The sequence below is a fragment of the Paratractidigestivibacter sp. genome (assembly GCF_963660155.1).
Lineage (GTDB): Bacteria > Actinomycetota > Coriobacteriia > Coriobacteriales > Atopobiaceae > Paratractidigestivibacter.
In genome coordinates this window covers 18,929-33,343 of the sequence record NZ_CAVKWG010000036.1, presented here as the reverse complement: position 1 = coordinate 33,343, position 14,415 = coordinate 18,929, and the positions used below count along the sequence as shown (strand labels likewise).

11 protein-coding genes are annotated in these 14,415 nt (G+C 63.6%); 9 read left to right on the top strand and 2 right to left on the bottom strand.

Annotated elements, in window-relative coordinates; all coding sequences use genetic code 11:
- Positions 1-138: 138 nt before the first annotated feature.
- Positions 139-354, bottom strand: coding sequence for a hypothetical protein (locus U5709_RS06905; protein ID WP_321973071.1), 216 nt, complete (start codon positions 352-354; stop codon positions 139-141).
- 458 nt (positions 355-812) lie between these two features.
- Between U5709_RS06905 and U5709_RS06900 the strand changes: the two genes are divergently transcribed.
- From U5709_RS06900 to U5709_RS06860, 9 genes are all read left to right on the top strand, one after another.
- Positions 813-1,082 (top strand): hypothetical protein, encoded by a 270-nt coding sequence (locus tag U5709_RS06900; protein ID WP_321971824.1) that lies wholly within the window; start codon positions 813-815, stop codon positions 1,080-1,082.
- A gap of 402 nt (positions 1,083-1,484) precedes the next feature.
- Positions 1,485-1,715 carry a hypothetical protein gene (locus tag U5709_RS06895; protein WP_321971825.1) on the top strand — a complete coding sequence of 77 codons (231 nt, stop codon included), beginning with the start codon at positions 1,485-1,487 and terminating at the stop codon, positions 1,713-1,715.
- A 72-nt stretch (positions 1,716-1,787) separates the two neighbouring features.
- Positions 1,788-2,147 (top strand): DNA/RNA helicase domain-containing protein, encoded by a 360-nt coding sequence (locus tag U5709_RS06890; RefSeq protein WP_321973070.1) that lies wholly within the window; start codon positions 1,788-1,790, stop codon positions 2,145-2,147.
- Between the two features lie 111 nt (positions 2,148-2,258).
- Positions 2,259-2,999 carry a DNA/RNA helicase domain-containing protein gene (locus U5709_RS06885; protein WP_321973069.1) on the top strand — a complete coding sequence of 247 codons (741 nt, stop codon included), beginning with the start codon at positions 2,259-2,261 and terminating at the stop codon, positions 2,997-2,999.
- A 75-nt stretch (positions 3,000-3,074) separates the two neighbouring features.
- Complete coding sequence (locus U5709_RS06880) at positions 3,075-3,365, top strand: hypothetical protein (RefSeq protein ID WP_321973068.1); 291 nt, start codon at positions 3,075-3,077, stop codon at positions 3,363-3,365.
- 182 nt (positions 3,366-3,547) lie between these two features.
- On the top strand, positions 3,548-4,336 hold the full coding sequence (locus U5709_RS06875) for a DUF1295 domain-containing protein (RefSeq protein WP_321971828.1): 789 nt from the start codon (positions 3,548-3,550) through the stop codon (positions 4,334-4,336).
- Positions 4,337-4,493: 157 nt separating this feature from the next.
- Entirely contained in the window at positions 4,494-6,866 is a 2,373-nt protein-coding gene (locus tag U5709_RS06870; RefSeq protein ID WP_321971829.1) for an ATP-binding protein, read from the top strand.
- Between the two features lie 77 nt (positions 6,867-6,943).
- Positions 6,944-10,192: a M6 family metalloprotease domain-containing protein gene (locus U5709_RS06865; protein WP_321973067.1), complete on the top strand. Its 3,249-nt coding sequence runs from the start codon at positions 6,944-6,946 to the stop codon at positions 10,190-10,192.
- Positions 10,193-10,254: 62 nt separating this feature from the next.
- Positions 10,255-12,606 (top strand): hybrid sensor histidine kinase/response regulator, encoded by a 2,352-nt coding sequence (locus U5709_RS06860; RefSeq protein ID WP_321973066.1) that lies wholly within the window; start codon positions 10,255-10,257, stop codon positions 12,604-12,606.
- Between the two features lie 967 nt (positions 12,607-13,573).
- Here the strand turns inward: U5709_RS06860 and U5709_RS06855 are convergent.
- The gene (locus tag U5709_RS06855) at positions 13,574-14,368 is read right to left on the bottom strand and encodes a PhzF family phenazine biosynthesis protein (RefSeq protein WP_321971832.1); all 795 of its coding nucleotides are present in this window, start codon (positions 14,366-14,368) and stop codon (positions 13,574-13,576) included.
- Positions 14,369-14,415: the final 47 nt, after the last annotated feature.

The following is a 14,415-nucleotide window of genomic DNA, read 5'->3' as shown; positions in this document are numbered from 1 at the left end:
CTGCTATTCAGGCGTGTTTATGTATTTGGGAACCCACACGAAACCCCGAAGAGCCCAAAAAAAGGACCGAGAGCGAGTCGCTCCCGGCCCCGGGCCTGTGTCTGGATCGCGCGGCGCTTGGGCGTCGGCGCGGCCGCTTTAACGATTGCCGCCGGACCTTTTCCTGTTGTAGGTTACGGAAAGCAGATCCTCGGGCAGGACGGAGTCGTCGGCAGCGTTCGCGACCGAGGTGGGCGTGGACGCGACGATGGGCCAGAAGAGGCTTCTGTCGCCGCCGCCGGAGACCTCGTTGAGGTCGGTGTCGGAAATCTCGGCGTCGAGGTTCTGGTTCGGGTTCTGCTTCTGGTCGGTCATGATGCGCTCCTTTGCGCGTTGCGTGTGCCTGATTGCGTGTTGCTGTGTGCGCCCGCTGCCTTGCGGGCAATTACATGATGCGCCGGCGAGCGCATCAAAGGGCTGTTTTCGGCGAACAGCCGGGTGGAGAGGGCGTCCGTCCGCGTCTGGGGCGGCGTTTTTGGCGTTGCGTTGCGCGGGGAGGCCGGCCGTGGCGCACAAACTTCGTCGAGTGCGCACCTTAATTCGGGGGCGCCGGGTAGGGGCCGCGCGACGTCTGCATTTGCCCAGTTGATGCGGTTTCGTACGCGCGAAAATCGGGCGCTTATCGGGCACAGCCGAATTAAGGTGCGCACTCGGCCGAGTTTGTTGCCGCAAAGGGCGCCGGACCCCGTAAAGCCGCCGCTGCTCCCGGTCCCAAGGCGCGGCCCGCCCGGCCTGCCCTACAATGGCAGCAAACGCCTACCGCAGGAGGCCGCATGGAGTTTGAGGAAGCACGCCGCCGGGCGCTCGCGTTTCGCGGCGAGAGGGGCTGGGCGCAGTTCCACAACCCCATAGGCCTTGCCGCGTCCATTTCCATCGAGGCCTCTGAGCTGCTCGAGTGCTTTCAGTGGCCGGGCTCGGACACGTCGTTTGCCGTGCGCGAGGAGCTCGCGGGCGTGATGCTCTACGCTATCTACCCGGCCGATGCCATCGGTGGGGGACGTCCCGCAAATGGTCGACGCCAAGGTCCAGGCCAACGGCGCTAAGTATCCTGTCGAGCTCGCCCGCGGCAACTCTCGCAAGCACACGGCTCTAGCATGCCCGTGGCAGCGTCTCCCCTTGTTGCCGACTGCAGCCCTTATGACCTTTACGACTCGGGGCGCGTAAAGTGGACGCCGGCTCCGAGCCCGTTCGCCAGTTTGTGATCGGGTGCCCGCACTTCAACAAGTCCCTGGTCTTGGACTTCGAGAACCGCGTGATGCACCACCTGCTGGGGGGTCAACTCGGTCAAGCGCCTGAACAACCGCCGCGAGAACTCGCAGGGTCGGTACTGCACGCGCTCGGAGCTGAACCCGATCTTTAGCAAGGCGTGGCGCAAGCTGCACCGCCGACTGCCGGAGCTGTTCCCGCTGGAGCGCGTCATCCGGGAATCCGCGCTGTTCTAGACGTTGACGTTCCACGAGCTGCCCCCTGAGCAGGCCGCGGCGGAGCGCACCGTCATCGACGTGCTGCACGCGGCCCTCGAAGAGGACTTGGAGCCGGGCGCCTACGGAAGGCTCGTGCTGGTCCAAGGCGCCGTGGGCACGGGCAAGACAGCGCTGGTCAGCCACCTGTTCAACGAGCTGGCCACCCAGTTCGCGCAGGTCCCGGACGGATCTGGCGCAGACGCCGTCCACTAGGCTTTCCTGCTCGTCAACCACGACGAGCAGAGGCGCGTCTACGACCAGATTGCGGTGAAGCTCGGCCTGTAGATGAAGGGGGGGCAGGTTGCTCTCAAGCCGGTGACTTTCATCAATCGTTTAAACAACAAGAAGCCCTCTGTCAGCGATACGTCAAAGATTGTCGATGTTGCGGCGCCGAGCGGCCGCACGGACATCGCCCTTATCGACGAGGCCCACCTGCTGCGCACCCAGGGCAACCAGGCCTATCAGGGCCACAACATGCTCTTGGACGTCATGCGCCGCGCCAAGGTGACCGTTGCCGTCTTTGACCCGGCCCAGATCCTGGAGGGCGCGCAGCAGTGGGGCGGCCCAGATCTTGGAGACCAGGCAGCAGTGGGACGTCCAGATGCTGACGGCGCTGGTGGGGGAGGCCGACGACGCGGGCGCTGACGTGGCCGCGGACGGCGGCGCGGGCACGGACGCGGCACGGGCACGGACGGCAATGAGGCTGCATTTTCCGAGGTTGATCTCGGCGGCGTCCGGATTCAGCGAGCATCGATCGTGCTCAAGCAGCAGTTTCGCATCGACGCCAGCAACGCGACGGTCCAGTGGATAAACGATCTAATCGACGGCCGCCCCATCGGCCCCATTCCCGCAGGCGAGAAGTACCAGATTCGCGTCGTAGATTCGCCCGTTGACCTTCACCAGGTCATCAAGGGCAAGGTGACCGAGGAAGGCGAGCACGGCCTTTCTCGCCTGCTGGCCACGTACGACTGGCCATATGCCAGCGCAAAGAACCCCGGTGAGCCCAACGGCCGCTGGTGTGTGGAGATGCATCGCGAGAAGGATGGCCGTTGGGCCACGGGCCTTCTCGACGGCGACAACCGCGGCTACATAGCCGGTAGCGCGGACGCCGGGTCCGGTTCCGAGCGCTTCTGCCTGCCATGGAACTACGGTATCTCGTCCAACGGCAGCGCCGGCCTTGGCAAGAAGTCGTGGGCCGAGCGGCCCGAGACCGTCGATGAGGTTGGCTCGACCTTTACCATCCAGGGCTTTGACCTCAATTACGCTGGTGCGATCATCGGGCCCTCCGTCAAGCTGCGCGAAGGCCGTGTTGTCTTCGACCGAAGCACAAGTTGCAGCAGCGCGGCCACGAACAAGCGCGAGGGCAGGCCCGACTACTCAGAGCAGAACCTGCATAACGAGTTGAATGTTCTTCTTAAGCGCGGCGTCCACGGCCTGTACCTGTTTGCCGTGGACCCGGCGCTCCAGGCCGCGCTTAAAGCCGCGGCTCAGAGGTAATGGTGCGCTGTTGATGCGCTCGGGGTCGCATCATGCAAGCCAACGGAGGAAGTCCGGCCAACGAAAGGGCCCGCCATGAGCAACAAGAACAACGCCAACGTCACCGCCAACGCCGAGCCTCCAATGACCGATGAAGAGCTGAGCAGCGTGCCGGGCGGCGGCTTTTGCCACCACGGCAGCAAGTTTATCAACGGGCGCAACAGCAAGACCATCGGCGTCTATAAGGACGCTCTTGACGATTTTGACGGTGGCGCGATTCTCTACTGCAAGTGCACGCGCTGCGGCAACCCCGTCTACGACGACGGCCTTGTCTATCGCTGTGACAAGTGCGACGATTGGTGGTGGTCGCGCAACTTCTACACCTGAAACGGAACCGAGCAGGAGCTCATCGAGGCCGCTGTCAAGTGCCTCTACCGCCACAAGAACCCTTCCGCCGCCTCCGATAAAACATCCCGTCGCGGTGGGCGGGGAGGGCCGTCGCCCCGCCAGCATTGGCGTACCATGGCTGTCGCATAAATTCGCAACATCCGCGTCAGATTGGCTCGCCCATGAAGTTCTTCGCCCTGTTCATCATCGCCGCGCTCATTAGCTCTTCCGGCTTCAAGAAGTTCGTGTGGTTCCTTTCACTGGGCTATGGCTTTTCCATGGCGGCCATCGGCGCGGCGCTTCTCGTCATGCATTGGGGCGCGGCGGACGCGGCCAGCGTGGCGCTCTGCCTGCTGCTCGTTGTATACGGCGTGCGCCTGGGCAGCTACCTTGTCTATCGCGAGCTCAACAACGCCAACTACAACAAGGTGCTCAACGCCGCCGGCGGCTCGGCCGCCTACCCGCTGCCGCTGCTCGTCGTGATCTGGCTCACCTGCGCGCTGCTCTACGCGTGCGAGGCGTCGCCGGTGCTCTGGCGCCTGCAGGCGGGCGTCGGGGTCGACGCGCTCGGCGTGATCGGCGCCGCGATCGCCATCTGCGGCATTGCGCTTGAGGCCGCCGCCGACCTCCAGAAGAACGCCGCCAAGAAGGTGAACCCGCACCGCTTCGTGGACACGGGCCTCTATTCCTTCGTCCGCTGCCCTAACTACCTGGGTGAGGTTCTCACTTGGACGGGCATGCTCGTCTCGGGCCTCGGCGCCATGCAGACGCCGTGGCAGTGGGCCGCCGCGCTTTTTGGCTGGGTGGGCATCGTCTACGTGATGTTCGGCGGCGCGCGCCGCCTGGAGATCCGCCAAAACAAGAACTACGGCGCCGACCCCGAGTACCAGGCCTACGTGCGCCGCGTGCCCATCATCCTGCCCTTCGTACCGCTCTATAGCGTCGAGAAGTACACCTGGCTTCGCGGCTAGCGGCTTCATCGCCGCGAACAGTCGGGCGCGCCGGAATTTGGGCGTAAAACGGTCATTTCACCGTCAAAATCAGGCCGGAAATGACCGTTTTGCGCCCAAACGCGCGGCGCGCTCGCTGCGCTACAATTGAGTGCAAAGATTGCGAGGGGGGCGCGCCATGGGCATCAACGAGTTCTGGCTCTATAACTTCACGCCCATCGTCGGCCTCGTGTTCCTCTTCCTTATCCTTTACCGCAGCAAGACGATTGACCGCCGCACCCGCATGCTCTTCTGTGCGGTGCTGACGCTCGAGATCGCGGAGCTCGTCTGCTACAACATCGAGGCGGCGCTCGGGAATCTCCCGTACTACACGTCCACCCGCGGGCTCTTTAGCGCGCTTGGGTACACCGCGCGGCCGGCAATCCTTTTGATGCTCATCAAAATGTTCTTGCCCGCAAAGCGCAAGCCGCGTCAAAGCGCAGTGCTCTACCTGCCGCTTATTGCGAGCGCTGTCGCCGGATTCTCGGTTTTCTTTACCGATCTGTTCTACTTCTACTCCCCAACAAACAACTTTCATCGCGGGCCGCTCGGGCTGATTTTTATCGCCTGCCTGATCGTTTACCTCGTCGCGCTCGTCTTCGTGGCGATCTTTTGCCATGGTACCCGCCGCCGCATGGACACTTGGGTCTTGTGGCTCATCGTCGTGTACACCATCGGCGCGGCAATTGCCGAGACCTATTACGGCACGGGCAACATCAGCCGCACGGCCATAGTCTTTGCAACTATTTTCTTCTTCTACCTCATCCAGACGAGCGCGCTGGAGGACGCCCTTGCGGCCGAGCAGGAAAACGAGAGTCTCAAGCGGGCACTCGCCGACGCCGATCAGGCCCGCCGCGATCTCGAGGAGAACCGCTCAGTTGCCCAGGCCTTGGGAGAGCACTACCTGGCCATCTTCCACGCCGACCTGTCTCGAGACCTGGTGGAGGTCGTAAAGATCGATCCGGAGTACAAGCGCTCCAACATCGCCGACACCGCCTCGGGCGTTCTGGGCTACGAGTACGCAGTCGATGCCTTTACCGCGCGCTACGTGGTGCTAACAGACGCGCAGGCCATCCGCGAGGATTTCGGCATCTCTCGCCTTCGCGCCTACCTTGCCGAGAACCGCAGCTACGTCAAGCGTTATCACCTGTGTTTCGACGGCGAGAACGTCATTGCCGTGGAGTACCAGGCCATCCGCATGTACGACGATAACCCGGACAACATCATCATCGCGATGCGCGACGTGGACGTGCAGGAGCGCGAGGAGGCTGCCCGCCGCGACGCCCTCACGCAGGCGAAGCTTGCCGCCGAGAGCGCCAACGCGGCAAAGTCCGAGTTCCTCAGCCGCATGAGCCACGACATCCGCACGCCCCTAAACGGCATCATCGGTCTGTTGGAGATCAACCGCGAACACGCCGATGACCAGCGGCTCATTGTCGACAACGAGGGCAAGATGCGCGTCTCGGCGAACCACCTGCTGAGCCTGATCAACGACGTCCTCGAGATGAGCAGGCTCGACCAAGGCAACATCGAGCTGGCCCACGAGCCGTGCGACCTTACCGAGATCTGCCTGAGCACCGCCACCATGGTGTCGGGCCGCGCCATCGAGGCGGGCGTCTCGATGAAGCTCGGGCATCAGGATTCTGGCACCGCGTGGGTCTACACGAGCCCGCTGCACCTGCGCCAGATCTTCCTCAACATCTACGGCAACTGCATCAAGTACAACCGCCCCGGCGGCTCGGTGACCACGTCGATGGAGTGCCTGCGCTGCGATGATCAGCAGGTTGTTTATCGCTGGACCATTGAGGACACGGGCATCGGCATGAGCCGGGAGTTCGTGGAGCACCTCTTCGACCCGTTTGCGCAGGAGGGTTCGGACTCCGATCCTCGTACGCATTACCAGGGCACGGGCTTGGGCATGTCCATCGTCAAGAAGCTGCTGGACAAGATGGGCGGCAGCATCGAGGTCTCAAGCGAGAAGGGCGTGGGCTCAACGTTCGTCTTTACAATTCCGTTCGACGTGGCGCCGGAGCCTGCGGCCGCGGGCGACGAGGCGGGGCAGGACGGCTCGACGGGCACAGGCGACGCGGCGGCCGAGGCCAGCATCGCAGGCCTCACGCTGATGTTGGTGGAGGACAACGAGCTCAACGCTGAGATTGCAACGACGCTGCTTGAGGACCGCGGCGCCAAGGTGGTGCCTGTGGACAACGGCGAGCTTGCGGTACGCATGTTTGGCGAGGCCGAGCCTGGCGCGTTTGACGCGGTGTTGATGGACATCATGATGCCCAAGATGAACGGCTACGAGGCCACCGCGGCTATCCGCGCGCTGGACCACCCCGATGCCGCCGGCGTGCCCATCATCGCCATGACGGCCAACGCCTTCAAGGAAGACGAGCGCCGCTGCCTCGACGCAGGTATGGATGCGCACCTGGCAAAGCCCTTGGACATCGATCTCGTCGTCTCCACCGTCGCCCGCCTGACCTGCAAAAGGGACAGTCCCTTTTGCAGGTGAGAGAGGCAACCGGAGCGTTTAGTCGTTGACCCAGCAACGCATTTGCCCTGCGTCGGATTCTTTTGAAAGGAGCTCCCATGGCCAAGTCTTTTGCCCGCGGCCGTCGCCTTGCGGCCGCGGTCGCGCTGCTCGCCGCCGCGCTGCTCGCGCCCGGAACCGCGCTTGCCGATGATGCCCGCGTCTTTACGTGCGCCGGCAACCAAGAAGTCTCGCCGGCGCTTCTTGCCCAGGCCCAGGCCCGATTGGGGGGCTCCGATGCCGTCTCGCTGGCGTCCGTGCTGGAGAGCGTCGACGACACGGGCAGCACGCTCCAGCAGCCGCCGAGCTCGACCCCGCTCGGTCTTTCCACCGTCGGCGAGGTTCGCGGCATCGTTATTCGCATCAGCTTCCCGGCAAGCGAGGACGGCTCCGAGGAGGCCATGACCATCCCGGCTGACGAGACCGACGAACAGCTCCTGCAGGCCTTCAACGGCGAGGCCGACTCCTCGAGCGCGCTGTATCCCTACGAGAGCCTGCACGCCTACTACCAGCGCGCGTCTTACGGCAAGCTGGACATTCAGGTCTCGCAGGTCGTCAACTACACGGCAAAATTCCCGCGCTCGCACTACGAGGGCTCTAGTGTCCCCCAGGCCCTGTTCGTCGAGGCGCTTCGGGCGATCGACGACGACGTATGCTTTGCCGATTTCGACGCAAACAACGACGGCTACATCGATTCCGTTTACTTCCAGTACGCGGGCCCCAACGGGGAATGGGGGTCGACGTGGTGGCCGAGCAAATTCGACACGGGCTATCTTGCGGAGCTCGCGGGCCTTCAGCTCGATGGCAAGAAGGTATGCGGCTGCTCAAAAATCAACACCATCGCCGCCGATGGCGCAGCCGCTCTATTTCTCCGCACGGTGATTCACGAGACGGGGCACCTGTTGGGGCTCCCGGACCTCTACGCCTACAAATCAAACCCCACTGGCCATGGAGTGGGCACCTTCGACATGATGAGCACGAACGAGGGCGACCAGAACGGGTTCTTCAAGTGGCTTTTGGGCTGGCTCGACCCCGAGGACATCACGTTTGTGTACGTGAGCGAGTCCGGCGTCGACGTGCGCCGAGGCACCGGCGAGGTGGCGCACTACGACGACTCCGCTACGATTGATTTGGCAGCATATACCAGCGACATCTACGACAAGACGGGCGGCGTCGCGGTCGTCTCCTCGGACAAGAGAATCCTCGACGGCAACCTGTTCTGCACCTTCTACCTGCTTCAATTCGACCATGCCGCGGGCAATCAGGCGATCAGCGACGGCGCCAGCCCCCTGGGCCACGGCGTGCGCGCGTTTCGCGTGATGGCGGAACTCAATGACAACAAAACCGACTTCAAGAAGTCGAATTGCACGTACGGCTACTCGGGAAACCAGCTCTTTGAGGTGCTCGACCCCAAGCTCGGCGGCTTTGGGATGGAGTTAGGCGCCTTCATGCACAAGGGCGACGTCGTCTCGCCGACGACGAACCCCTCGTCGAACACGATGGGCAGCCAAGAGATCGGCTATACCGGCGTTACCTTCGAGATCGTGTCCGAGGCCGACGACTCGGCGCAGGTCAAGTGCTCGTGGACCAAGAAGTCCGAAGATGCCACGTTTACGCTGGAGCTCACCAAGAGCGAGGGCATTACCGGCGCGAACCATTTCCAGCTCAAGTCGACGTGGCCGGCGGCGCAGTATTATAGCCCCTCGGAATCCGTTTACCTCGAGGTCGGCGGCGAGAAGTACCCGGTCGACTGGGCCTACGACCTTGCGAGCGGCGTGATGACGGTCGACGTGTATTGCAACCCGGGCACGTTGCCGAGCGGCTCCAAGTTCGAGCTCGTGGTCGTCGCGGGCGTCTTTGACATCGGGACCGACGAGAACGGCAAATCGGTGATGTCCGACGAGATTCGCGTGCCGTTGAGCGCCGCCGGCAATTTTGTTCCTATCGACAAGTCCGGTGTCTACGAGGGGCCCAAAGCAGGGTGGTTCACCAGCTACGTGACCTCGGAGGTGGCCCTGGACCCCGATGGTCGGGCGTACTTCTTCGAGTCGTACAAGGATAAGCAGACGTACTTCCTGCGGCTGTACCGCGTTGGGGAGGACGGGCAGAGCGCGACCAGCGTCTCTGTGGACCGCTCCGCCGTTCTCGGCGAGTCGGAGAACGGCCCGATGAAGGTGGTCGATTTGGGCGATGGCATGGCGGCGCTCATCTCGTCGAAGGTCGACGGCAGCTCCACGCCCCTCACGATGTGCCGGATCGCTTGGATCGAGCTCTCGTCCGGCAAGGTCCTGGCGACGCGCGACGTGTCGGCGCTTCGGATTACCTACCGGTTCTTCTGCCTGGATGGCAATCTGGTGTATTGGGACTCGGGCTGCAGCACCGCCGATATGCTCCGTATGGGGTACGTGGACGGCGCGATCGTCGATTTGGACGCGATCCCGCTTGGCCTTTCGGGCAGCGTTTCCTGTCTTGGCGGCGCGGGGGACGGCTACGTCTTCGCGGTCGTCAATGTGTCCGACGAGCAGGACGCCAAGGCGGTGAGCTTCTATCGCACCTCTGATCTGCTCGCTGCTGGCGGCGAAGGCGTTGCCTGTGCTTTGTCCGTTGCAATCCCGGACTGCCTGGCTGTCTCGGGCACAACGGTGGCGGGCGGCAGGATTTATGTGCTGTGCCGTGTGTATGCGGGCGCAGACGGCAAGGAGTTGGTTAACCAGCTGCGCGTTTTCTCGCTTGAGGCAGAGCTGCTGGACACCATTGAGCTGGGGTCCTTCTACATACTTAACGGCGAGGTTAAGGTGTCCGATAACGGGACCGTCGCCTGCGCGACCTCCAACTTGAGTGTTACGGAGAACAATCGAAACTGCGTGGGCAAGGTTGTGTTCTACGACCCGGCCACGGGCGAGACGAGCGTGCTGGGCGACGCCCAAGGCATCAGCGGCGTCTGGTTGGGCGAGAGGTGGCTCGAGGTCGGCCAGAACTTCAGCGTAGATTACGACGACGACGATCCGGCGACGCAGGTTCGCTGGGCACTGACGAAGGAGTTCGCCAAGACGCCGGCGGACCCGGACGCCGACCCGGATCCCGATCCGGACCCGGATCCCAATCCCGAGCCCGACTCGGGCCCCGCTGTGACAACCGCGACGCAAACAAACGCCGGCTCAAGCACCTCGTGCTTACCGACCACAGGCGACGAGTCCCCGGTGGCTTTGGCGACCGTCCTGGCCTTTGCCGGCCTGTGCGCCCTTGCCTGCAGAAAGGGGACAGTCCCCAAACCGCTGCAGAAAAGGGACAGTCCTATTTGCAGGTGAGCAGCATGCCGGTAAGGTAAACTAGTCAACTAACTGCAGCGCATTCACCTCAAGGCGGTCCCATGACCCAGCCCCAGACTAAGCTCCGAGCTCACGCCAAGGACTCGGCCATCTTCATCGTCGTCGTCCTCGTGGCGGTGCTGGCTTTTGCCGTCTACACTGCTGCCCTTACGGCCACGCTCGCCCAAGAGGTCCTCGATAACGCCGTCGAGGAGAATACCTCCCGCGCCGATGCCATGCACGCCGTCTTGAACGGCCAGCTCTCCGACGAGGACTTCACGCAGATAAACACCGCGGACGACATGGATACCGAGCTCTACGAGGAGCTCCAGGCCCGGCTCAACCAGATCCGCAACATGAACTCCATCCGCTATTTCTACACGGCCAAGCGCAACGTGGACGGGCAGCTGGTCTATGTGGTCGACGGCTTCGACCGCGAGTCGGCCGGATCCGACTTCCGCCGCCCCGGCGACCTCATTGAGGACGAGATGGTCCCCTACATCTCGCAGGCGCTCGCTGGTCAGGCGGTCTATTCGCAAGAGATCATCGACTCCGACTGGGGCCACATCTTTACGGCCTGCTACCCCATTACCTCCAACGAGACGGGCGAGGTCATGGGTGTGCTGTGCATCGAGGCCGACATGGAGGGCACCTACACCTTCATCGCCAGCCGTCAGCAGACGCTCGTGAACACGGGCATCGTGGCAGGTTTTATCGTCCTCGGTCTTCTTGGACTCGCTTTCTGGCGCATCCACCGCATCCGCGCCCGCGAGAAGCAGGACCAGGATGCCATCGTGGAGGTCAACAAGCGTCTGCAGGAGGCGCTCACCGAGTCCACAGAGCACGCCGAGGTCGTCTCGGCGCTCGCGACGATGTATGCCACGATTCTGCAGATAAACCTTGTTGATCACAGCTATGCGACCATAGACAGCACGCCGCTCGTCAGTTCGGTTGTGGGCAAGAAGGGCACTATCGACGACGTTGTGGACGCGGTTCTGGATACCTTTGTCACCGAATCGATGCGCGGCCAGATGGCCGAGTTCTTCGACGTGAGCACCGTCGCCGAGCGCATGGGTTCCTCCGACACCATCATGGCCGAGTATCGCGACACGCACGGCCGCTGGCTGCAGTCGCGCTACATCGCCAAGAGCCGCGACGCGGCCGGTGCCGTGACCGAGGTGCTCTACTGCGCCCGTGACTTTACCGACGAGAAGCGCCTCGAGCTCGACCTGCGCGACCAGCTGCAGAAGGCGGCCGAGGAGGCGCGTCGCGCGAACGTGTCCAAGACGAGTTTCCTGCGTCGCATGAGCCACGACATCCGCACGCCCTTAAACGGCATCATCGGCATGATGCACGTCATGGATCGCTATGAGGACGACCCCGCCAAGCAGGTCGAATGCAAGGAGAAGATCCTGCACTCCGCCGACTACCTGCTCGACTTGGTAAACAACGTGCTGGACCTCTCCAAGCTGGAGTCGGGCGCGATGGAGCTTGAGCACAAGCCGTTCCACCTGGGAAAGATGCTGCTTGCGAGCCTGCCCGTCGTCGAGACGAACGCGAGCGAGAACGGCCTTACGTTTGTGGGCGGCCGCGAGGCGAGCCACATGGTCCACATGAACCTGCTGGGCAGCCCCACGCACGTGAATCGCGTGCTCATGAACCTGGCGGGCAACGCCGTCAAGTACAACCGCCCCGGCGGCACGGTGAAGGTCTACGTCGACGAGATCGCCAGCGACGACAACACCGCTACTTATCAGTTCCATTGCGAGGACACGGGCCTTGGCATGAGCGAGGAGTTCCAGAAGCACGCCTTCGAGCCGTTCTCGCAGGAGGGCAAGCAGACCACCACGAGCTTTAGCGGGTCTGGCCTGGGGCTTTCTATCGTCGAGGACCTCGTTGAGAAGATGGGCGGCTCGCTGGAGTTCACAAGCAAGGAGAACGTGGGCACGCAGTTCGTGGTCACGCTGACGTTCGACCTGGACAAGAGCGCGGCGGACCCGGTGGCGATACCCGCGCCGGCGACGGGCGTGGACGTTTCCGGTTGCCGCGCGCTTCTGGTCGAGGACAACGCGCTCAACATGGAGATCGCGCACATGATGCTCGAGGAGCTCGGCCTTGTGGTGAACGAGGCCGGCAACGGGCAGGAGGCGCTCGACGCGTTTAAGGCCTCTGAGCTGGGCAGCATTGACTTTATCTTTATGGACGTGATGATGCCTGTGATGGATGGCCTTGAGGCCACACGCCAGATCCGCGCGCTGCACCGCGCCGACGCCGCCACGGTGCGCATCATCGCCATGACGGCCAACGCGTTTGCCGAGGATAAGCAGGCTTGCCTTAACGCCGGCATGAACGCCCACGTCGGCAAGCCGATCGAGCTCGCCGCCGTCCGCGAGGCTCTCGCCACCTGCGCATAGGGGACAGTCCCCAAACCGCTGCAGAAAGGGGACAGTCCTTTTTGCGGGTGCGCCGCGCACGGACCTGCCGTGCCTGCCATGGGTGACGGTCATTGGTGGCAGGCCTCTGGTGCCGGCTGCTCGGCCCGCCATTGGCGACAGGCCTGTCGCACCTGCCGCCAGCATTTGCCGAGAATCGTCTCTCACCGACGCCATACCCTTAGAAATGCGCAAATCAGCGGGATTAGAGGTCCTAGCAGTAGGTTTGCCGCAAAGACCGGGAGGGCCACGAACAGGGCGAGGCCCAGAAGCGGGTCCGTTCTGGCGGAGAAGGCCATATCGAGCGGGGCGATTGCGGAGTCGGGTTGGGGCGCGGGCACCGCGGTGCGGCGGCATCGGGCACGGCGGTCGCGGTTGCGGCGGCGGTCGCTGGACCCTCGATTGCGGGTCCCGCCGCGGGTGGCTCCGGGGCCGCTGCCTGCGGCGACGATGGCGTGATGGCCGATGCGGCGCCTGCGGGCTCATTGTCAACATACGCATGGTCCACGGAGACCTGCGCGGCTCCGCGCCGCACGGCCACTGCCCAGCTTTTCTTGCCGCGTATCATGACGCCCTCGAGGGCGGCCGCGCCGCCGATGTGGGTGCTAAAGAGCTCGCCTTCCTCAGCGATCGCCTGATTTTTGGTACGTGCCACAGGGCCTCCGGTTGCGTCGCGTGGCGTGTGCGCTTCTTTGTACCAGTATGCGCTGTGGCCAGCCGCCCATTACGTCTGGGCGGGCGCGGGTCGGGCGCCTCGCGGGCCTGTCTCGCAACGTTCGTTCAGTTTTTCGATGATTAAATTCAAATCGTCAAGTATCAACCGTTCACCAACTGGGCAAACGCGGCCAAAATCGGGCCCTTATACTCACCGGTTCCAATTTAACCATCGAAAAACTGAACGAACTCCGAATCTACGGCCTCCACCGGGGCTTTGCGGAGGCGATCGCCGCTAGTCGAGTGGGGCGACGACGTCGGCCGTGGCCACGAGGGTGGCCGCGCCGCGAATGGCGACGCGCCCGGCGCCGAGTGCGGTGCAGTAGAGGTGCCCGCCGCGACGAGACGCCTGGTAGGCATGGACGTCCGGGCGGCCGAGCTCGCGGGCCCAGTAGTCGGCGATGAGGCAGTGGGCCGAGCCGCAGACCGGGTCCTCGGCGACGCCGAGCTTGGGCGCGAAGCTGCGCGAGACGCAGTCGATGCCGGAACCCGCCGCGCCGGGTGCCGTCGGGTTCTGTATGCGTCCCGGCAACTTGGCAAGAAGCGCCTGGTCAGGCGCCATTTCTCGCACGGTCTTCTCGTCGTCGAACACACAGAGCAGGTCCATGCCGAGAAAGGCGCGGGCGGGGCGCGCGCCAAAGGCCGCGGTCATATCGTCGGTGACGGGAATCTCGCGCGCGGCGTCCACGGGGAAGTCCATACGGTAGAGGTCGTCCTCGCGCGTCACGGCGAGCTCGCCGGAAAGCGTGTTGAAGCGGACCTCGGCCGCGCCCGGCTCCACGATGTTGAGGATGACGAAGGCGCTCGCCAGCGTGGCGTGCCCGCAAAGAGTGACTTCGGTCGCGGGCGTGAACCAGCGCAGGTGCCAGCCCGCGCTCTCGCGCACCACGAAAGCGGTCTCGGACAGGTTGTTCTCGACGGTGAGGCGCATCATGCCCGCGTCCGTTGGCCACGCGTCCATCACGCAGACGGCCGCCGGGTTGCCGGCAAACGCCTCGCTGGTAAACGCATCGACGATGTACTGCTTCATGCTCTCTCCTACAAATAGGGGACAGTCCCCAAACCGCTGCAGAAAGG

Excerpts from the sequence above, each read along its gene's own strand:
- U5709_RS06870 (WP_321971829.1), top strand. The coding sequence starts at position 4,494 with ATGGGCATCAACGAGTTCTGGCTCTATAACTTCACGCCCATCGTCGGC.
- U5709_RS06900 (WP_321971824.1), top strand. The coding sequence starts at position 813 with ATGGAGTTTGAGGAAGCACGCCGCCGGGCGCTCGCGTTTCGCGGCGAG.
- U5709_RS06855 (WP_321971832.1), bottom strand. The coding sequence starts at position 14,368 with ATGAAGCAGTACATCGTCGATGCGTTTACCAGCGAGGCGTTTGCCGGC.
- U5709_RS06905 (WP_321973071.1), bottom strand. The coding sequence starts at position 354 with ATGACCGACCAGAAGCAGAACCCGAACCAGAACCTCGACGCCGAGATT.
- U5709_RS06865 (WP_321973067.1), top strand. The coding sequence starts at position 6,944 with ATGGCCAAGTCTTTTGCCCGCGGCCGTCGCCTTGCGGCCGCGGTCGCG.
- U5709_RS06875 (WP_321971828.1), top strand. The coding sequence starts at position 3,548 with ATGAAGTTCTTCGCCCTGTTCATCATCGCCGCGCTCATTAGCTCTTCC.
- U5709_RS06890 (WP_321973070.1), top strand. The coding sequence starts at position 1,788 with ATGAAGGGGGGGCAGGTTGCTCTCAAGCCGGTGACTTTCATCAATCGT.
- U5709_RS06880 (WP_321973068.1), top strand. The coding sequence starts at position 3,075 with ATGAGCAACAAGAACAACGCCAACGTCACCGCCAACGCCGAGCCTCCA.
- U5709_RS06860 (WP_321973066.1), top strand. The coding sequence starts at position 10,255 with ATGACCCAGCCCCAGACTAAGCTCCGAGCTCACGCCAAGGACTCGGCC.